The organism is Flavivirga amylovorans (assembly GCF_030540875.1).
GTDB classification, from domain to species: domain Bacteria; phylum Bacteroidota; class Bacteroidia; order Flavobacteriales; family Flavobacteriaceae; genus Flavivirga; species Flavivirga amylovorans.
On the sequence record NZ_JAUOEM010000002.1, the window covers coordinates 125,138 to 144,567 of the forward strand.

The 19,430-nt window shown below is 33.9% G+C and carries 23 protein-coding genes; 9 read left to right on the forward strand and 14 right to left on the reverse strand.

Annotated elements, in window-relative coordinates; genetic code table 11:
- Window positions 1-114: 114 nt before the first annotated feature.
- Together Q4Q39_RS05700 and Q4Q39_RS05705 are read right to left on the reverse strand one after the other, a co-directional pair.
- Window positions 115-612: a hypothetical protein gene (locus tag Q4Q39_RS05700; RefSeq protein WP_303281437.1), complete on the reverse strand. Its 498-nt coding sequence runs from the start codon at window positions 610-612 to the stop codon at window positions 115-117.
- 431 nt (window positions 613-1,043) lie between these two features.
- Window positions 1,044-1,913: a tyrosine-type recombinase/integrase gene (locus Q4Q39_RS05705; protein ID WP_303281439.1), complete on the reverse strand. Its 870-nt coding sequence runs from the start codon at window positions 1,911-1,913 to the stop codon at window positions 1,044-1,046.
- A 96-nt stretch (window positions 1,914-2,009) separates the two neighbouring features.
- Between Q4Q39_RS05705 and Q4Q39_RS05710 the strand changes: the two genes are divergently transcribed.
- A complete protein-coding gene (locus tag Q4Q39_RS05710) occupies window positions 2,010-2,375 on the forward strand; it encodes a hypothetical protein (RefSeq protein ID WP_303281440.1) in 366 nt (121 codons plus the stop codon).
- Between the two features lie 10 nt (window positions 2,376-2,385).
- Here Q4Q39_RS05710 and Q4Q39_RS05715 read toward each other — a convergent pair whose 3' ends face one another.
- The 5 genes from Q4Q39_RS05715 to Q4Q39_RS05735 all read right to left on the reverse strand — a co-directional run bounded on the left by Q4Q39_RS05715 (window position 2,386) and on the right by Q4Q39_RS05735 (window position 7,986).
- Window positions 2,386-4,545 (reverse strand): prolyl oligopeptidase family serine peptidase, encoded by a 2,160-nt coding sequence (locus tag Q4Q39_RS05715; RefSeq protein ID WP_303281441.1) that lies wholly within the window; start codon window positions 4,543-4,545, stop codon window positions 2,386-2,388.
- Between the two features lie 86 nt (window positions 4,546-4,631).
- Complete coding sequence (locus tag Q4Q39_RS05720; RefSeq protein ID WP_303281443.1) at window positions 4,632-5,621, reverse strand: aspartate-semialdehyde dehydrogenase; 990 nt, start codon at window positions 5,619-5,621, stop codon at window positions 4,632-4,634.
- Between the two features lie 139 nt (window positions 5,622-5,760).
- Entirely contained in the window at window positions 5,761-6,165 is a 405-nt protein-coding gene (mscL, locus tag Q4Q39_RS05725; RefSeq protein ID WP_303281444.1) for a large-conductance mechanosensitive channel protein MscL, read from the reverse strand.
- Between the two features lie 74 nt (window positions 6,166-6,239).
- Window positions 6,240-7,346 carry an alanine racemase gene (alr, locus tag Q4Q39_RS05730; protein ID WP_303281445.1) on the reverse strand — a complete coding sequence of 369 codons (1,107 nt, stop codon included), beginning with the start codon at window positions 7,344-7,346 and terminating at the stop codon, window positions 6,240-6,242.
- Entirely contained in the window at window positions 7,339-7,986 is a 648-nt protein-coding gene (locus tag Q4Q39_RS05735) for a thymidine kinase (protein WP_303281447.1), read from the reverse strand. Before Q4Q39_RS05735 ends, alr begins: the two co-directional genes overlap by 8 nt.
- Before the next feature lie 105 nt (window positions 7,987-8,091).
- Here Q4Q39_RS05735 and Q4Q39_RS05740 point away from each other — a divergent pair, with 105 nt between their 5' ends.
- From Q4Q39_RS05740 to Q4Q39_RS05760, 5 genes are read left to right on the forward strand one after another with little or no spacing between them, the layout of a single operon-like run.
- On the forward strand, window positions 8,092-8,832 hold the full coding sequence (locus tag Q4Q39_RS05740) for a DUF8457 domain-containing protein (protein WP_303281448.1): 741 nt from the start codon (window positions 8,092-8,094) through the stop codon (window positions 8,830-8,832).
- A gap of 20 nt (window positions 8,833-8,852) precedes the next feature.
- Complete coding sequence (locus Q4Q39_RS05745; RefSeq protein ID WP_303281449.1) at window positions 8,853-9,209, forward strand: DoxX family protein; 357 nt, start codon at window positions 8,853-8,855, stop codon at window positions 9,207-9,209.
- Window positions 9,209-9,886, forward strand: a complete 678-nt coding sequence (rsmI, locus tag Q4Q39_RS05750) for a 16S rRNA (cytidine(1402)-2'-O)-methyltransferase (RefSeq protein WP_303281450.1) — start codon at window positions 9,209-9,211, stop codon at window positions 9,884-9,886. Before Q4Q39_RS05745 ends, rsmI begins: the two co-directional genes overlap by 1 nt.
- Window positions 9,886-10,248 carry a HopJ type III effector protein gene (locus tag Q4Q39_RS05755; protein ID WP_303281451.1) on the forward strand — a complete coding sequence of 121 codons (363 nt, stop codon included), beginning with the start codon at window positions 9,886-9,888 and terminating at the stop codon, window positions 10,246-10,248. The genes rsmI and Q4Q39_RS05755 overlap by 1 nt, the downstream gene beginning before the upstream one ends.
- A complete protein-coding gene (locus Q4Q39_RS05760) occupies window positions 10,241-10,813 on the forward strand; it encodes a uracil-DNA glycosylase family protein (protein ID WP_303281452.1) in 573 nt (190 codons plus the stop codon). Before Q4Q39_RS05755 ends, Q4Q39_RS05760 begins: the two co-directional genes overlap by 8 nt.
- Before the next feature lie 73 nt (window positions 10,814-10,886).
- On the opposite strand, the gene Q4Q39_RS05765 is transcribed toward Q4Q39_RS05760, so the two are convergent.
- Window positions 10,887-11,669, reverse strand: a complete 783-nt coding sequence (locus tag Q4Q39_RS05765; protein WP_303281454.1) for a toxin-antitoxin system YwqK family antitoxin — start codon at window positions 11,667-11,669, stop codon at window positions 10,887-10,889.
- A gap of 151 nt (window positions 11,670-11,820) precedes the next feature.
- The gene (locus Q4Q39_RS05770; RefSeq protein ID WP_303281456.1) at window positions 11,821-12,411 is read right to left on the reverse strand and encodes a carboxymuconolactone decarboxylase family protein; all 591 of its coding nucleotides are present in this window, start codon (window positions 12,409-12,411) and stop codon (window positions 11,821-11,823) included.
- Between the two features lie 59 nt (window positions 12,412-12,470).
- On the opposite strand from Q4Q39_RS05770, the gene Q4Q39_RS05775 reads away from it, so the two are divergent.
- The 3 genes from Q4Q39_RS05775 to Q4Q39_RS05785 are packed head-to-tail and all read left to right on the forward strand — an operon-like array spanning window position 12,471 to window position 15,879.
- Window positions 12,471-12,893 carry an OsmC family protein gene (locus Q4Q39_RS05775; protein ID WP_303281457.1) on the forward strand — a complete coding sequence of 141 codons (423 nt, stop codon included), beginning with the start codon at window positions 12,471-12,473 and terminating at the stop codon, window positions 12,891-12,893.
- A gap of 15 nt (window positions 12,894-12,908) precedes the next feature.
- Window positions 12,909-14,600: a single-stranded-DNA-specific exonuclease RecJ gene (gene recJ / locus Q4Q39_RS05780; protein WP_303281458.1), complete on the forward strand. Its 1,692-nt coding sequence runs from the start codon at window positions 12,909-12,911 to the stop codon at window positions 14,598-14,600.
- A gap of 10 nt (window positions 14,601-14,610) precedes the next feature.
- Window positions 14,611-15,879, forward strand: a complete 1,269-nt coding sequence (locus tag Q4Q39_RS05785) for an MFS transporter (RefSeq protein WP_303281459.1) — start codon at window positions 14,611-14,613, stop codon at window positions 15,877-15,879.
- Here Q4Q39_RS05785 and Q4Q39_RS05790 read toward each other — a convergent pair.
- The 5 genes from Q4Q39_RS05790 to Q4Q39_RS05810 form a co-directional block, all read right to left on the reverse strand.
- Window positions 15,876-16,628 (reverse strand): UDP-2,3-diacylglucosamine diphosphatase, encoded by a 753-nt coding sequence (locus Q4Q39_RS05790; RefSeq protein WP_303282029.1) that lies wholly within the window; start codon window positions 16,626-16,628, stop codon window positions 15,876-15,878. The genes Q4Q39_RS05785 and Q4Q39_RS05790 overlap by 4 nt on opposite strands.
- Before the next feature lie 174 nt (window positions 16,629-16,802).
- Window positions 16,803-17,258, reverse strand: coding sequence for a 6-pyruvoyl trahydropterin synthase family protein (locus Q4Q39_RS05795; RefSeq protein WP_303281461.1), 456 nt, complete (start codon window positions 17,256-17,258; stop codon window positions 16,803-16,805).
- A gap of 107 nt (window positions 17,259-17,365) precedes the next feature.
- Window positions 17,366-17,536, reverse strand: coding sequence for a hypothetical protein (locus tag Q4Q39_RS05800; RefSeq protein WP_303281463.1), 171 nt, complete (start codon window positions 17,534-17,536; stop codon window positions 17,366-17,368).
- 25 nt (window positions 17,537-17,561) lie between these two features.
- Window positions 17,562-18,896 carry an MATE family efflux transporter gene (locus Q4Q39_RS05805; protein ID WP_303281464.1) on the reverse strand — a complete coding sequence of 445 codons (1,335 nt, stop codon included), beginning with the start codon at window positions 18,894-18,896 and terminating at the stop codon, window positions 17,562-17,564.
- The gene (locus tag Q4Q39_RS05810) at window positions 18,893-19,393 is read right to left on the reverse strand and encodes a GNAT family N-acetyltransferase (RefSeq protein ID WP_303281465.1); all 501 of its coding nucleotides are present in this window, start codon (window positions 19,391-19,393) and stop codon (window positions 18,893-18,895) included. The genes Q4Q39_RS05805 and Q4Q39_RS05810 overlap by 4 nt, the downstream gene beginning before the upstream one ends.
- Window positions 19,394-19,430: the final 37 nt, after the last annotated feature.

The window sequence follows — 19,430 nt, forward strand, 5'->3', positions numbered from 1 at the left end:
GGATTAATATACGCAGACTTTTCGGTTTAGCACAGGCTTTAGCAATTCCGAGTGGATTCGGACGTAGTCGAATCCGCCGTAATTGCGGTTATACATTGTTAGCCACTGGCTTTTTCAGTTCCATATTGCTTTAATTCTGTCAATCCAATTTTTTTTGGCGTGTTCAGTTTTCATTCTCAATTTTTTAATCGGATTGAAGTCAACTTCGTAAGCGGTTTCAATAATTCGCTTTTTCGGTTTGTAAATTTTTCCATTTTCGTCCTCAATAAACGGATAGCAGTAAACTGTATTTTTAAATTTCGGATTGTCAATAGGTATTTCAAATTTCATAACAGCCTTTTTAATAAAGTCCATTTCAAATCCGTTATTCGACAGTTCCTTTTCAAGTATTCCGCGCAATTTTTTCAAATCCGCTTTTAATGGTTTAATATCCGTTTCTTCTGGGTCAATTCCGTTATTCAGAATGTCAATCTCAATTTCTTTTACATTTTTGTCACGAGCTATGAAATTCAGCCAGTCTGCCATATATCCGCCATCATAGTATCCGAGTGTACTCAAATAACTCAAGGCTAAATTTCCTGGTATTCCGTTTAAGTTTCTCGTCTTTCCCATTGTTGCTTTTAGCTTGTGGCTAACGGTTGGGCTATGGTTTGTTGCGAAAAACAGTCACTGTTTTTCGAGTTAAGGGATTAAGATAGTAAAAGGGGAGGAATTTTCCAGCGGAAAATTCCGACGCAATGAACTATAGGTTTTGTTAGCGGCTTTGTTTTTGTATTCAGTTCCCGATTGTTCGTTGAGCTTTTTATTCCGACATATCCAGTTTGGCTAGCGACTTAGATCGCAACGGCACTGAATTTGGCGGACACGAGACAAGTCCGACGTAAGATGTAGTTTTCAGTTTTAGAAGGCTTAAAAAAACAAAAAAATAGCTACGCTAAAAGATGGCAAATAGCTGCGTTTCGCACATTGCCGCTAACAATTATATAAACGCACTTTATGGCGTTTATTTCACTTTCAAATGTAGTTATTTTGAAATGCATTTCCTATAACAAATCTAGCGGGCTTGTAATGCTGTTTAAATGTGATGTACTTACATGTGTGTAAATTTCTGTAGTTTTACTGGAATTATGTCCCAACAGTTGTTGAATATAACGTAGATTAACCCCAGACTCCAATAAATGAGTTGCGAAAGAATGCCTCAAAGTATGTACAGTGGCAGGTTTAACAACCCCTGCTTTGTGTTTTGAACGATAAAATATTTTACGAATACTACTAACACTATATGGAGCTCCCTTAGGCCCCTCAAAGAGCCATTGTTTTGGAGTATACACTTTATAATAGGACCTTAAGAGTGCCAGTAATTTTTTTGAAAGTAAGCTATAGCGGTCTTTTTTACCTTTTCCTTGTCTAACTATAATTCGCATTTGCGCAGAGTCTATATCGGCAACCTTGAGGTGCACACACTCAGAAATCCTTAGCCCAGCTCCATAAATAATAGAAAGTATCGCCTTGTGTTTAATGTTATGGGTCGTGTTAAGTATTTTAGCTACTTCATTTAGCGAGAGTACCTTTGGCAATGAAGCTACTTTCTTAGGTCGCTTTAAATCGTAATAAGATTTAGGGTGTTTCATCACTATCTCTAAATAAAACTTGATGGCATTAATACTTTGATTTTGGTATGAAGCAGACCGATGCCTTTTTTGGATTAAATCAATATGATAATTTGTGATTGTTGAAGTGTCTACTTTGTATAAAGGTTTTGGATGAACAAACTTTAAGAACATGTTAAACATGTGCATATATGTTTTTTTAGTATGGATACTATAATTTTTTAAAATCAGTGCTTCTTCCAATGCTTTTATTGCATGAAGATACTCTTTGGAAAACCTATATTGATGGTCTGAATGTCTCATTTTATAAGTAAATACATGCAAAAATGAGGTAGATTAAAACAATAACCGTATTTTTAAACAACTAAAAACGTATATATACGTATAAAAAGAAATATAATGCAACATAAATTTTGTTTATCATGTAGCAAAGAACTAATAGGAAGAACAGATAAAAAGTTTTGTGATAGCCATTGTAGAGCAACTTTTCATAATAAAAATAAACCTCCTCACGAATATTATATTATAGAAATCAATGGAATACTTCGCAAAAATAGAAGTATATTATCAAGTTTAAGCCCAGAAGGTAAAACAACTGTTAGAACATCTCTAATTAAAAGTATGGGATTTAGCTTTAATTACTTTACAAATGTTTTTAAAACAAAAACGGGAACCTATTATTTATGTTATGATTATGGTTACCTATTACTAAATGACAAGGGACAAGAAAAAATACTTATAATTAAAAAGCAGGATTATATGTAGATAATCCATCTTATCCTTTTATTTTTTCGTTCGCCTTAGTTGGTAATACTTCAAAACCCATATTGTATAATGTAAAACCAAAAATATCAGCATATTGCTCAATAGTTTTACTAACAGGAGTGCCTGCTCCGTGGCCCGCATCCGTTTCAATACGTATTAATGTTGGGTTGCTTCCTGTTTGTTTACTTTGTAATTCGGCAGCAAATTTAAAACTGTGAGCAGGGACAACACGGTCATCGTGATCTCCAGTAGTAACGAGAGTGGCAGGATATTCTACACCCGCTTTAACATTATGTAGAGGTGAGTATGCTTTTAGGTACTCGAACATCTCTTTGCTTTGTTCTGCTGTTCCGTAATCGTAAGCCCATCCTGCACCAGCAGTAAAGGTGTGGTATCGCAACATATCAAGTACACCAACTGCAGGTAAAGCTACTTTGGCTAAATCTGGTCGTTGCGTCATGGTTGCACCCACTAACAAACCACCATTAGAACCACCTCTTAAGGCTAAATAATCTGAAGAAGTATACTTGTTTTCGATTAGGTATTCGCCAGCGGCAATAAAATCGTCAAATACATTTTGTTTTTGCAGTTTGGTTCCTGCATTATGCCATGCTTTACCATATTCGCCACCTCCACGAAGGTTGGGAACTGCCAAAATACCTCCTTGCTCCATCCAAACGGCATTGGTAATGCTAAATGAAGGGTTTAAGCTAATGTTGAATCCGCCGTAACCATATAGTATGGTTGGGTTTTTGCCATTTAGTTCTATGCCTTTTTTATGAGTGATTATCATAGGTATTTTAGTCCCGTCTTTTGATGTGTAGAAAACTTGGTTACTTTCATAATCATCAATGTTAAATTCTATGGAAGGTTTCCAATACAATTCCGATTCACCTGTTTCAATATTCAATTTATAAATGCTGGAAGGCGTGTTATAGTTTGTAAAAGAATAATAATCTACTTTTTCTTCTTTTTTACTGCCAAAACCATTCACATTCCCAACACCAGGTAGTTCGATCTCTCTAATTAATTTACCGTTATAATCGTATTGCATCACTTTAGAAATGGCATCAATCATATACTCAGTAAAAAAGTAACCTCCGCTTATAGAAGGATTTAAGACATCCTTAGTTTCAGGAATCAAGTCTATCCAGTTTTCTGAAGTAGGGTTGGAGGCGTTAACGGTCACTATTTTTTTATTTGGTGCATCAAGATTAGTAACCAGAAATAGTTTGCTGCCTTCGTTTTCAATAACATACGTATCGCTATCTGTATGATCTAAAATAGTAATTAGTTTACTGTTAGGAACGGAAAGGTCTTTTATATATAATTTATTTCCAGATGTAGAGATACGGGGGGTAATAACTAAATAGTTATCATCTTCGGTTACGTTAGCATATATATAGCGATGTTTTTCTTCTGGAGTGCCTCCAAAAACTAATGTGTCTTCTTTTTGAGGGGTTCCTAATTTATGATAATATACTTTGTGTTGATCTGTTTTTGCTGAAAGCTCACTACCTTCAGGTTTATCATAGCTAGAATAATAGAATCCTTCATTTTTATACCACGATATCTGGGTGAATTTCACATCTATAAGTGTGTCTTCTATAATGTCTTTAGTTTCAGTATCCATGACCAAAATTTTTCTCCAATCACTACCGCCTTCAGAAATAGAATATGCTAAAATACTACTGTCTTTTGAAAAACTTGTACCTCCTAAAGATATTGTACCGTCTTTAGAAAAAGTATTTGGGTCTAAAAAAACTTCAGATTCTTCGCTATTCTCTTTTTTTCTATAAATAACGGATTGATTCTGCAAGCCATCATTTTTATAAAAGTAAGTATAATCACCTTCTATAAATGGAGCGCTTAACTTTTCGTAATTCCATAAAGAAGAAAGGCGTTCTTTAAGTTCTTTTCTAAAGGGAATATTGTTTAAATAATTATAAGTTGATTTATTTTGAGTTTTAACCCAAGCTTCAGTTTCTGGGCTTCTGTCATCTTCAAGCCAGCGGTATGGATCTTTTACTTCAATACCAAAATAAGTGTCTAGAGTATCTACAGTTTTAGTTTCAGGGTAATTCACAGTAATAGTTTTTTTCTGTTCGCTTTCTTTTTTACAACTCATGATAGTTATAACGGTTAAAAGACTGATTATTAATTTTTTCATAATTGATGAATTTGATATATCAAAAATAATCAAAAAAAGCCTCTGTTTTTACAGAGGCTTTAAAGTAGTCTATAAAAAAATAGTACTTACACTAAATCATTTTCAATCAAATATTCTGCTATTTGAATGGTATTAGTTGCAGCGCCTTTACGTAAATTATCAGATACAACCCACATATTTAATGTGTTTGGCTGAGTTTCGTCTCTACGAATTCTACCAACAAAAACATCATCCTTATCATGCGCGTAAATAGGCATTGGATACGTATTCGTATCTGTATTGTCCTGTACAACTACACCAGGTGTTTCATGAAGCATTTTGCGAACATCGGCCAAATTGAAATCATCCTCAAACTCTACATTTACAGATTCAGAATGCCCACCTGCAGTAGGTATACGAACCGCTGTTGCGCTTACAGAGAATGTTTTGTCATTAAAGATTTTTTGAGGCTCTCTGGCTAATTTCATTTCCTCTTTTGTGTATCCATTTTCCATAAACACATCACAATGTGGTAATGCATTTCTTCCAATAGGATAAGGATATGCCATTTCGCCTTCAATCCCTGCTATTTCGTTTTCTAATTGTTTCACGGCTTTTACACCAGTACCAGAAACAGATTGGTATGTAGAAACGATAACACGTTTCATTTTATATTCTTTATGCAATGGCGCTAATGCCATGACCATTTGTATGGTAGAGCAATTAGGATTTGCAATAATTTTATCTTCTTTAGTTAATTCGCTAGCATTTATTTCTGGAACTACTAGTTTTTTAGTAGGATCCATTCTCCAGGCCGATGAATTATCAACAACCGTGGTACCAACTTCTGCAAATTTAGGAGCCCATTCTATAGAGGTGTCCCCTCCAGCAGAAAAAATAGCAATTTGTGGTTTCGCTGCTACAGCATCAGCTAAACCAATTATGGTATATTCGTTATTTTTATAAGTCAATTTTTTTCCAACCGAACGTTCAGATGCTACAAGTAATAATTCTGTTACAGGAAAATTACGTTCCTCTAATACTCTAAGCATCACTTCGCCAACCATACCTGTGGCTCCTACAACTGCTACTTTCATTTTGTTTAATTTTTAATAAATTTCTTAGAGTACAAAATTAGGTATTAATTCTATTTTAGAATCTAAAAAAAGACCTCATTTTCTAATAATGAGGTCTTTTTAACAAGAAATAACACAATGTTATTTATTTAACAAATAGTTATTTTTTAAGTAAATCTCGTATTTCAGCGAGTAAATCTTCTTGTGATGGGCCTGCTGGTGGCGCTGGTGCCGCTTCCTCTTCTTTTTTCTTCATTTTATTAACACCTTTTACAATCATGAACATTACAAACGCCACAATAACAAAATCGATCACATTCGTTAAGAAAGCGCCCCAAAGTACAGATACTTCGCCTTCTATAACACCATCGGCATTGGCAATGCCTTCTTTAATAACATATTTTAAGTCTTTGAAATCTGAATTGAAAATTAATCCGATTAATGGAGATACAATACCTCCAGTAAATGAAGCAACCACTTTATTAAAAGCTGCACCCATTACAAAACCGACAGCAATGTCGACTAAGTTGCCTTTCATTGCAAAATCTTTGAATTCTTTAAGCATAATTTTAAAATTTTTAGTTAGCGATTACTAAAATAGATAAAAAAATGTTAAAAAGTTAACATTTGTTAAATTGCTTATTTTAAGAAAACGCGTTTAATACGTTGGGAAAGAGCCGTTATTAGTTCGTAAGAGATCGTATTGGTTGTTTCAGCTAATTGTTCTGCAGAGATCTCTTTTCCGAAAATAATAGCCTCATCACCTTCACTACAATCTATATTGGTAATGTTAACCATAATCATATCCATGCAAACATTTCCAATAATAGGAGCTTGTTGCCCTTTTATGGTCACAAAGCCTTTACCGTTGCCATATTGCCTACCAATACCGTCTGCATGACCAATAGGTAGTGTGGCAGTTTTTAAAAATGAATTAGATTTAAAGGCTCTGTTATATCCAACAGATTCTCCTTTTTCGATACTATGAATTTGAGAAATTACGGTTTTTAGAGAGGCAATAGGGATTAGTTTTTTGTTTTCTTCTTCAGAATTTCCATATCCATAAAGGCCAATACCGCCTCTAACCATATCAAAATGCGCTTCAGGGTAATTTAATATTCCCGAAGTATTACACATGTGAAGCATAGGTTTATAAGCAAGCTTATCAATTAAAATTTTAGAAATAAGATTAAAATTTGCAATTTGATTTAAAGTGAATTCTTTTTCATTTAAATCTTCACTAGCAGCCAAATGAGAAAAGATAGAGGTTATTTTTATAGTGTCTGTTTTTTCTATTTCTGAGAGAATATAAGCGATGTCATTTTTACAAAATCCAAGACGATTTAAACCTGTATTAAATTTTATGTGGACAGGATAGTTGCTTAGTTTTCCTTCTGAAGCAATGTTAATAAACTCCTTTAAGATCTTTGGATTATATAAATTGGGTTCTAAGGAGTATGCTATTAACGTTTTTAAGTTTACTGCTTGCGGGTGTAATACTAAAATAGGTTTTGTAATACCAGCTTCACGTAACGCTACACCTTCATTTATATATGCCACAGCAAAATAATCAGCTCCTAATTCTTGCAAGTGACTTGCTATTTCGCAAGCACCACTTCCATAGCCAAAAGCTTTAACAACAGCTAAGAATTTGGTATTGTTGTCAAGTTTTGATTTTAGATACTCAAAATTGTGTTTAAGCGCTTTTAAATCAATTTCAAGCACAGTTTCTTGCGCTTTAGACATCGGAATTTTTAGGTTTAGAAGTGACTTCTTCAGCGTCTTTAACTTTCATGTTTCTAACTTTATCACGCATCATGGCTTTGTAATAAGCAGCTCTACTTAAAGGTTCGTATTCATCGACTTCGCCAAGAAGTACTAAGTTATCACTTTTGGCTTTGCGGTAACTGTATTGTGCTAAATTGCCAGTTCTGGTACAAACTGCATGTACTTTTGTAACATAATCGGCAGTTGCCATTAAAAAAGGCATAGGTCCAAAAGGGTTTCCTTTAAAGTCCATATCGAGTCCAGCAACAATAACCCGTACACCTTTATTGGCTAAATCGTTACAAACCCGTACAATTTCATCATCAAAAAACTGTGCTTCATCAATACCGATAACATCGCAACCGTCGGCCAAAATAGGGATGTTAGCCGCAGCAGGAACAGGCGTTGAGCGAATTTCGTTAGCATCATGAGAAACAACCATTTCTTCGTTGTAACGCACATCAACCGCTGGTTTAAAAATCTCTACTTTTTGCCTTGCGAATTGCGCGCGTTTAAGCCTTCGGATTAATTCTTCTGTTTTTCCAGAAAACATGGAACCGCAGATAACTTCAATCCATCCAAATTGTTCTTTATGATTTACTGTATTTTCGAGAAACATTTCGTAATTTTAGCACTAAACAAAGCAATTATTTGTTTGTATAAAGGTGACGCAAATTTATTAAAATCAAAAGTCAAAATAGCAATAATTTAAAAATTATAAATAATGAAGAAGAAGTTAGAGTCGGAACTCATTAGTATAGCACATAGAATTCTTAAATTAAAAGGGAAGGAAGATGTTGTTAAAATGCATACAGAAGCATCAGCTCTTTATGAAAAATTGTCGGTATTAAAGTTTGCTCATGAGAATTTTGAAGATGGTATACCTACAATTGGGAGCGACTCGTCCTTTTTTGGTATGCTAGATGAAGCTTTTAACAATAAGGTTAGTGATACTATTGAAATTGAAGACAAAATATATATTAATCTTGATGAGGTAGAAGATGATGATATTATGGAACCTGTTATAGAAAAGATTAAAGACATGGTGGCACAGATGCCTCATGAAACACAACAAGTTGACGCTATTTTTGATGAAGCTATTCCTAAGCGATATCATAAAACGGATTTAGAAGAAATTACTGCAGGATTTAAAGAAACACCAGTTTTTGAACCTGCTTCTAAAATGGCGAAGGAGAAAGTAGATGAAAAAAAATCATTGAATGAGAAATTAAAAACAGGAGGACTTAATATTGGGCTTAATGATAAAATTGCTTTTATAAAACATTTATTTGATGGTAGAAGTGAAGATTATGATCGTGTAATATCCCAATTAAATACATCAGTTACTTTTAATGAAGCTAAACGTCTAGTAGAAGATATAGTTAAGCCAGATTATAACAATTGGCTTGATAAAGAAGAGTTCGAAACACGATTTATGCAAATTGTTGAAAGTAAGTTTGAATAAAATTTCTCGACCATAACCTGATGAAAATAAACAAAATTTTATATTGGACAAGCACAGTACTTTTGTGTTTGTTAATGGGGTATTCTGCCTCTATGTATTTTACGAGTACAGAAATGATTAAAGGTTTTTTTGAAAGCTTTAATTACCCGACTTACATTGTTATTCCATTAGCTATATTAAAAGTTTCAGGTATAGTTATGATTTTATGGCGAAAAAGTACTTGGTTAACAGAATGGGCTTATGCTGGTTTTTTCTTCGATATGGTATTGGCAACAGCTGCACACCATTATGCAGGACATGGTGTTATAGGGTTTTCTCTTTATGGATTATTACTAATTTTCCCATCTTATTTTTTAGGAAAACAAATTAGAGCTTAATGAGTAAACTCTATATTGTACCAACACCTATAGGAAATTTAAAAGATATGACTTTTAGAGCTGTTGAAGTTTTAAAAGAAGTTGATTTAATTCTTGCCGAGGATACACGTACCTCAGGAAAACTCTTAAAGCACTTTGAAATTACAACACATATGCAATCCCACCATATGCATAATGAGCATAAGACGGTTGCCAATGTTATTCAGAAGTTAAAAAGTGGAACAACTGTAGCATTGATTAGTGATGCTGGAACACCAGCAATTTCAGATCCAGGATTTTTACTAACGCGAGCTTGTATAGAACATCATATTGAAGTAGATTGTCTACCTGGAGCAACAGCTTTTGTACCAGCTTTGGTGAATTCTGGATTACCAAACAATAAATTTGTATTTGAAGGTTTTTTGCCTGTTAAAAAAGGACGGCAAACACGATTATTATTACTGGCAGAGGAAACCAGAACCATTATTTTTTACGAAAGCCCTCATAAATTAGTAAAAACACTTGGTCATTTTTGTGAGTATTTTGGTGAAGAAAGGACAGTATCAGTCTCTAGGGAGCTTACAAAACTTTATGAAGAGACCATGAGGGGAACTGCTAAAGAGGTTTTAGAATATTATATTAATAAACCACCAAAAGGGGAAATAGTGATTGTTGTTGAAGGTAAAAATAAAATATAATGACCATAGAAGCATTTAGAAATAAACTCAAAAATACACCAAAGGATATCGAATTTTCCGAGACGATGTGTGTCATTGAAGCACATTATAACTTTTCTCCAGTGGCATTTAAAAATGGTGCGTTGCAAAACGACAGCGGAGAGAATTCAGGTTCTTGCAAATTATTTGCTTTTGCAAAAGCACAAGATTTAACAAAAGAAGAAACTTTGGCTTGTTTTGGTAAGTTTTATTTTGATGAGGTGTTGAATGATCCTGATGGTTCAGGTCATCAAAACATTAGGAACTTTATTAAAACGGGCTTTACTGGGCTTTCTTTTAATGAAGAACCGTTAAGTAAAAAACAGGTTTTATCTAATGGATGACTTACTTTACGATATTAGGCAGTGTACTATATGTTCAGAGCATTTACCATTGGGCCCTCGCCCTATTGTAGCAGCACATCCAGATGCTAAAATTATTATTATAGGTCAGGCTCCGGGCACGAGTGTTCATAAAACAGGTGTTCCCTGGGATGATCCAAGCGGTAGGCAATTACGAAAATGGTTGGGTGTTACAGACGAACAGTTTTACGATGAAACTAAAATTGCTTTAATCCCTATGGGGTTTTGCTACCCAGGAAAAGGGAAAACAGGTGATTTGCCTCCAAGATCTGAGTGTGCTCCACAATGGCATGAGCCCTTATTAAATAAGCTACCAAATATTGAGTTGGTTATTTTAATAGGAATGTATTCCCAGAAGTATTATTTAAAAAAAGAAGCAAAGAAAACGTTAACAGAAACGGTAGCTAATTATAGATACTACTTACCAAAAAACTATTTACCCCTGCCTCACCCATCACCTAGAAATCGGTTTTGGTTAACAAAAAACCCATGGTTTGATGTTGAGGTTTTGCCTGAGTTGCAAGCAAGAGTAAGACGGTTAACCTAGATTTGTTAACATTTTAAAAAAACAAAAACCCCACTAAAAAGCGAGGTTTGTTTATTTATGTAGAAAGATACTGTTAAAGACTACTTATATATTTTCTATACTTTGAGATTTCTCTTGGACTAGTAGCGAAATTAATACGTTTTATTTCTTTACCTTCTTCATTTAGCTCTACTAAAAATGTTTCTGTGCCTTCATCTATCATCTGTAGATAAATATCTAATGTGCTATCGTCATTGTAAAATTTCACACCTTTAAAATTATCATAATTAGAGGCTATTTGTTCCTTAAATACTTTACCATTTTTAATATATTGTGTTATGCTTTGGTCTTCTTCTATATACGTTTTAGATTCAATATCCCCTGTATCGTTAAAAGTTATAGAAGCAATAAGTTTGTTCTCGTTAAATTCCGATTCTGATAGTGTTTTACCATTTTCAAAATAAGAAATACATTTTCCTTCAAGTAAACCGTTTTTATAATTATTGATTTTTTTTAATTTTCCAGAAAGAAAAAATGTTTTTTCTTGACCATGGAGCTTTCCTTTCTTGTATATGGAATGCATAAAGACTTCTCCATTTTTATGATAGAAATAATAATCACCATACAAGAGACCTTCTTCTATATGAAATTCTTCCCATTTAGTTGTTTTGTCTCCAACGATAAAATGGCCATCCATAGGTTTTCTGTAGATATTGTCTCTATAAATTTTTACACTTTGATGATTATCTACGAAGTAGGAGTTTCTTGGAATATACGTGACTTCATTACTATTTTTACTTGCCTTTTCATTGCAATTAAATAGACTTAAGAGCACACAAAAGAGTAGCACTCTAGTAGTTTTTGTAGGTAAATTCATTATAATTGGGTTATAATAGTTGGGGCTAACATAGGTAATAATTAGCGAATGACCAAGTTTTTTAATTTAAAAATACTTATTTTCTCACAGTAAGATTGCTTGTAAAGTGCCTCTATTCGCGCTAAACTACTCTTGTTTAGTAACTAAGTATTTATCCGTGTTTCCCTGTTTCCCAACCATTTTTTTCAAGGTACTTTTCTCCACTTTCAACAGCGCCATCTTCAATAGAAGTTCCCATAGAATCGTTCCAACGGTTTAAATAACCAAATAAAGAAATAACACCTAACATTTCTACAATTTCACCTTCATCCCAATGGTCATATAAACGTTTCTTTATGCTTTCATCTACATTGTTTGGAACCTGTGAAGCTTGTAAAGAGAAATCTAAAGCGGCGCGTTCTGCATCACTAAACGCAGGATGTGTACGATATTCCCATATATTGTCCAATTGTTCTTGCTCTGCTCCATAACGTTCGGCAGCACGAATAGCATGTGCTTGACAATATCTACAGCCTGTTGAATTACTGCTTACCCAGGCAATCATTCTTTTTAAAGCAGAAGTTACACGTCCTTCATTAGCCATAACGGCTTTATTTAAGTTAATAAAAGCTTTGCTTATGGCAGGACGATGTTGCATGGTAAGTACAGAATTTGGGCAAAAACCTAAGGTTTCATTAAAGAATTCAGCAAGTTTTCTGGTTTCTGAATCATGATCGGCAGATAAAGGCGTAACTAAAGGCATATTTTTATTTTTTAATAGTATTTTTGGAGTTACAAGTAACAAAAAATAATTCATAAAAAATGACAAATCATATAACGACAACTTGGTTGGGAGAGATGAGGTTTGAAAGTACGAATCCGTCAGGACATAATTTGTTTATTGATGCAGGAGAAGAAAACGGTGGAAAAAGCGAGGGATATCGCCCTAAAGCTTTAATGTTGTCGGCTTTAGCTGGTTGTTCAGGTTTAGATGTTGCTTCCTTAATTAAAAAAATGAAGTTAAGCGTAGATGATTTTAAAATAGATATTGATGCGAATCTCACTGAGGAGCATCCAAAATATTATGATAAATTGGCTATGCATTTTCATTTTTATGGAGCAGATTTAGACGAAAAAAAATTACAAAGAGCTGTTGACTTATCTATAGAAAAATATTGTGGTGTTATGGAAATGTTCCGAAAATTTTCAGAATTAAGGATAGAAACTCATTTTCATAATAAATAAAAGGTCAATCAATCCATGCGTTGGACATTAAAACCTAAACCAGAAATTTCTAAAATTGAAGCCTTGCAAGAAGCGCTTCAAATAGATGAGGTATTGGCAACATTACTGTTACAACGTGGTATTGAAACGTATGATCAAGCTAAATCTTTTTTTAGACCAAGCTTGGATGATTTGCACGATCCGTACTTGATGAAGGATATGGATAAAGCTGTTGCTCGTATTGAAAAGGCAATAGTAAATAATGAAAACATCTTAGTTTATGGCGATTATGATGTAGATGGTACCACTTCGGTTGCTTTAATGTCTACATATTTAAAAACACGATACAGTTTAGTCCATACTTACATTCCAAATAGGTATGATGAAGGCTATGGAATTTCTTATAAAGGAATCAATTTTGCTTTAGAAAATGACTTTACACTTATTATCGCTTTAGATTGCGGTATAAAATCTGTTGAAAAAGTAGCTTTTGCCAAAGAGAAAGGGATCGATTTTGTTATTTGTGACCATCACAGACCAGGAGATGATATTCCAGAAGCTGCCGCTGTTTTAGATCCAAAACAAGAAGATTGCGAGTATCCATATAAAGAATTATGTGGTTGTGGTGTCGGTTTTAAATTAATACAGGCGTTAGCACAAAAAGAAGGAAAAACATTAGATGATTTAACAGAGTATTTAGATTTAGTTGCAACTGCCATCGGAGCAGATATTGTCCCCATAACTGGAGAAAATAGAGTATTAGCCTATTTTGGACTTTTGGTTATTAATACAAATCCACGACCAGGTATTAGAGCTATTTTGAGTCAGGTAGAAAAGACAGAACTAACAATTACCGATGTGGTGTTTGTTGTCGCGCCAAGAATAAATGCGGCTGGACGTATGAAGCATGGAAATTATGCTGTGGCTTTATTAACAGAAACAGAAGAAGACTTGGCTGTTAAATATGCTTCTGAAATTAACGATTATAATCTTGATAGACGTGAAACAGATAAACGAATTACAGAAGAAGCTCTTAAGCAAATTGAAGAACAAAAAGAACAGGAAGGTTTTACTACTGTTGTTTACGATGAAACTTGGCATAAAGGTGTTATTGGTATTGTGGCTTCTAGATTAACGGAAACGTATTATAGGCCCACCTTGGTGTTTACAAAAAGTGGTGAGAAATTAGCAGCTTCGGCACGTTCGGTTAAAGATTTTGATGTTTATAATGCTTTAGGCGCTTGTAGTGAACATCTTGAACAATTCGGGGGGCACAAATATGCTGCTGGGTTAACATTAAAAGAAGAGAACTATGAGGCTTTTAAAAAGGCTTTTGAGGATGTTGTTGCCAGAACCATAGATAAAAACCTATTAGTTCCTGAGATAAAAGCAGATATTGAAATTGATTTGAATCATATTACTCCAAAGTTCTATAGAGTTTTAAAACAGTTTGCACCTTTTGGGCCAAATAATATGGCGCCCATTTTTATGACTCAAAACTTAAGAGACACAGGTTATGGTAAGTGTGTGGGAGCAGATAAAACACATTTACGATTAACGGCTACACAATCTGGAGCTAATAATATAGTTTGTATTGGTTTTGGTCTGGGAGATAAATTCAATTTAATTACTGATAAAAAACCATTTAGAGCCGTTTATTCTATAGATGAAAATGAATGGCAGGGAAAAGTATCCTTACAACTTAAGTTAAGAGATATTAAAGCGTAATTTATAATTTATGGCGAAAAAAGACCCGTATGCTGCTCTAAGAATTAGAGAATTCAATATTTTTTTATTAGTACGCTTTGTATTGGTTTTTGGATGGTCCATGCAATTTATTGTTATAGAATGGCAGGTTTATAGCCTAACTAAAGATCCGCTTTCTTTGGGGATTATTGGACTTATGGAAATAATTCCAGCGTTTACCATGGCTTTATTCGCAGGCCATATTGTAGACCAGAAAGAAAAGCGAAATTTGTTAGCCACTTGTATTGCTGCGTTTTCATTAATTAGCTTAGGACTCTTTCTATTAACTTGGGATGAAGTTGTTAGGGATTGGAGTACCAAAGCTATACTTTATTCTATTTATGGCTTAGTGTTTTTTGGAGGCTTTTTGCGTTCCTTTTTCGGACCGACCATTTTTTCCTTAGTGGCGTTGATTGTCCCTAAAAAAATATACCCAAATGCTGCTACCTGGAATAGTTCCACATGGCAGATGGCAGGTGTTTTAGGTCCTGCTATTGGAGGCCTTTTTATTGGGTGGATAGGCGTACATTGGTCACTTTGTATTGTTTTTGGCTTAGTTTTATTGTCTTTATTTATTTTATTACAGATAAAAAAGAAACCTATTTTAAATCCTAAAATTGGAGAGTCTGTAGTACAGAGTCTTAAAGAAGGGGTGGAATTTGTATTTAAAACCAAAGCGATTTTAGGTGCTATGACTTTAGATATGGTGGCAGTTTTATTTGGCGGGGCGATCGCCTTATTGCCTGTTTTTGCTCAAGATATTTTAAAAGTAGGGAGCGAAGGCTTTGGTGTATTACGTGCAGCTCCTGCTGTTGGTGCTTTTTTAACGATGTTAGTGACTGCATATATACCAATAAGTAAAAATGCTGGTATGAAATTACTAGCAGCTATTTTTGGTTTTGGTGTTTGTATTATAGTCTTTGGACTGTCGTCTATTTTTTGGGTGTCGCTACTAGCGTTATTCTTTAGCGGGATGACAGATGGTGTTTCTATGGTGATTAGACAAACGATTTTACAGATTAAAACACCTGATAATATGCGCGGACGTGTATCTTCTGTAAACTCAATGTTTGTTGGGTCTTCTAACGAGTTGGGTGCTTTTGAAAGTGGAATAACTGCAAAGTATATGGGAGCAGTTGCTGCCGTCGTTTTTGGAGGCACGATGACGTTAATAACCGTTATAACTACAGGGTTGGTATCACCATCGTTTAGAAAGTTAGACCTAACAAAAGATATTGAGGATCATGAGAATGCCGATTAATACTCTTTTAACTCAAAATTTTCTCCGTCAAAAACACCGTAGGTGTAATATCTAATCCAATCACCAAGATTGATGTATTTTGAATGGTCTTTTAGGTCTATATTTAATGGTAAATGACGGTGTCCGAACACAAAATAGTCACGATGTTTGTCTTCTAACTTTCGTTTGCAATATTGTACCAACCACTCATTATCTTCGCCTAAAAATTTGGCATCTTCATCACCAGAAATAAGTTTGTTTTTAACCGATAAATATTGTGCCATTTTTACACCTAAATCAGGATGTAACCATCTAAATAACCATTTACAAAATGAATTTGTAAATACCTTTTTCATACGTTTATAGCCTTTGTCTCCAGGACCTAAGCCATCACCATGACCAATAAAGAATGTTTTGTCATTAAATGTAAATTCTTTTGGTTTGTGGTACACAGGGATATTAAGTTCTTCTTCAAAATAGCCATTCATCCATAAATCATGATTACCAACAAAATAATAAATTGGAATCCCAGAATCTGAGATTTCAGCTAATTTACCAAGTGTTCTGGTAAAACCTTTTGGAACTACTTTTTTATAATCCATCCAAAAGTCGAATAAATCGCCTAAAAGAAAAATGGCGGCAGCATCTTGCTTTACTTCATCTAACCAAGCTACGAACTTTTTTTCGCGCGGAAGTGATGCTTCTCTGGTTGGTGCTCCTAAATGATTATCGGAAGCAAAGTATATTTTTTTCCCTTTTGGAATTTGGATTTGCATGCTGTAAATATAATATAAATTCCTGCGAAGGCAGGAATCTCATTACTGATAAGTTTTAAATTTCAATTGAAGTTAGTACGCTGATTTAAGATTTTTTTTTGACACGAATTAACACGAATTCTAAAACTGCTAACTGAATACTTAACACTGCCAACTATTAAAAGAACCCTAACTATTATCGGAAGCATACCACTCTGCAAAAGACGTGTCGGTTTCTTGAAGCTTCAATGAGTGTAGCGAAATATGTTTTGGCAGACGCTTTTTTATTTTTTTCGAAAAATCGATAACCATCATCTCGCTGGTAGGTTGGTAATCTACCAATAGCACATTGTGACCTCTGTCTTTTAGTTCTTTGGCAAGCTCTACGTGTGGTGTATTTTTATTAAATACGGTCGCATGATCGAATACATTAACGATTTCTTCTTTTACGATCTTTTTTAAATCTCCAAAGTCGATAACCATTCCGAACTTTACATTGGTATTATCTGTAATAGGTTGTCCTATAACTGTTACCGATAGTTTGTAGCTGTGACCATGCACGTTCTTACACTTACCATCATACCCGTAAAGCGCATGACCTGTTTCGAAAGAAAATTGTTTTGTGATACGAATGTTGTGGCTCATTATCTTCTTTTTCTTTTATTTACAACGTAAACAATTATTAAAACTAAAGCTATTAACAGAAATAATCCGTTTCCACTTATAAATGACATAATTTCCATAATAATTCTTTATTGGTTCTTCTTTTTGTTATATCTATAAATTGAATATGCTATTAAAACGAGAACAACAAACGGTAACATGGAGCCAATAAAAACACCTATTTCATAACCTTGGTCAGGAGCGTTTTGTATTTTTTCTTCTATATTAATTTGTTGAAGGAAGTGGGTTAGTAAAAGCATCTTTATTTTATACTGTACGGCAAAGTTAATGGTTTTGAGAGAGTGGAATAAATATTTTTCTAAATTTTATAATTAAAGGAATACCTCTGGCAATAATCCAGAAAGTAAGTGCAATAAATATACCGTGTAGCTTGTAGCCTAAACTGTCTAACCAAAAAAGAATTGGCACAAAAACAATAAAGGTTGAAAATAATAACACGTTTCTTAAAGATTTCATTTTACCCAGACCTTTAAACATGCCATCAAAAATAAATGCTAATGAGCATAGGGGTTGCATAACAAGTATGATCCAAAACGAGTCATAGAAAAGCGCTAATACTTCTGGGTCTTTAGAAAAAAGTCTTCCTATCGGATAATAAAAAACAGCACCAACTAACGCTAATACAATACCTATAATTATAGCATATTTTATTAATTTATTACTTAGTTTAATAAGTGAACCGTATTCTTTGCCACCAAATAATTTTCCTGATAAAATATTGCCGGCACTTGCATAACCATCAATAAAAAAAGCAGCAAAAAACCATAAGTTTATAGCAATAGTATATGTTGCTATATATGCAGCGCCGTAGCCTGTAGCAAAGCGGGTTGCAAAATAAAGCGTAACATTAAGAGCTATGGTTCTAACAAATAAGTTAAGAATCATTATAAGGAACTTATTGATTTCTTTGTTAAAAGGAAAGCTTACTTTTAAAGGGATTGGTGTTTTTTTAAGCAGATAATACGCTGAAAAAGCCGCCATCATTAGTTGTGCAATAACACTGGCATAGGCTGCTCCTTTTATATTCATAGCAGGAATAAAATCTGAGATACCATATACCAGAATAACGTCTAATATAATATTGGCAGAAGCGCCTATAATGGCAATTATCATAGGATAGTAAGTATTTTGTAAGCCCCTGAAAGCCCCGAAAACTGCTATGGTAAATAATGTAAATGGAAACCCGAAAACACGAATTTTATAATAATCTACGCTATAATCTAAAATGAGTTCGGAGGCATTGTATAGTTTAAAAATACGTTGAGCAAAAGGATAGGTAGCTACTATAATTAAAATACTTAAGGATGTAATAATGAAAATAGCTTGAGCTGGAAGGTTCTTTACTTTGTCAAGTTGATTGGCTCCAACATATTGTGATACAATAGATGATATGGCACTTCGTGTTTGCCCCAATACCCATATTAACATAGATAAAAATGTGGTAACAATACCTACCGCTGCTAAAGATTCTGTAGCAAATAAATCGATGTTGCCAACTATGGCAGCATCAGTTAATGATAGGATAGGTTCAGATATACCAGAGATTAGTGCCGGTATTGCCAATTTGTTTATATGTTTTAGACTAATGTTGCTGCTCAAAATGTTAATTCATAACAATAAAAAGGGTGTTCGCTTTGCTTTGGAAAATAAATGTTTCCTAAGCGCTTATAGCCCCTATGTTCATAAAACTTATGATTTCTTTTATTTTGAGAAAAAGTATCTAATCTCACTGAAATAAAGTCATTTTTTTTGGCATATGTTTCAGCAAAGACCATGAGTTGTTGTGCATATCCTTTTCCTTGATGGGTTGGGTGTACAGCTAACCTATGGATGTAAATATTGTTTGTGTTTTCTGTTAACCATGAAATTGGAACGTATTCTTCATCCATAAATGTAGAAATGGTTATACATCCAATAATCGTGTTTTCAATTTCTAAAACGTATAATTCGTCGCGTTTAATATCTTTCGCAAAAGCTTCTTTAGTAGGGTAGTGTTCATTCCATTGATAGATGTTTTTCTTGATCATATAAGCTGCACAAGCTTTAGTAATGGCTATAATATTATCAATATCTGAAAGGCTTCCTTTACGAATCATTTAAATGTTTTACTTTTGCATAAATATCGTTAAAAAT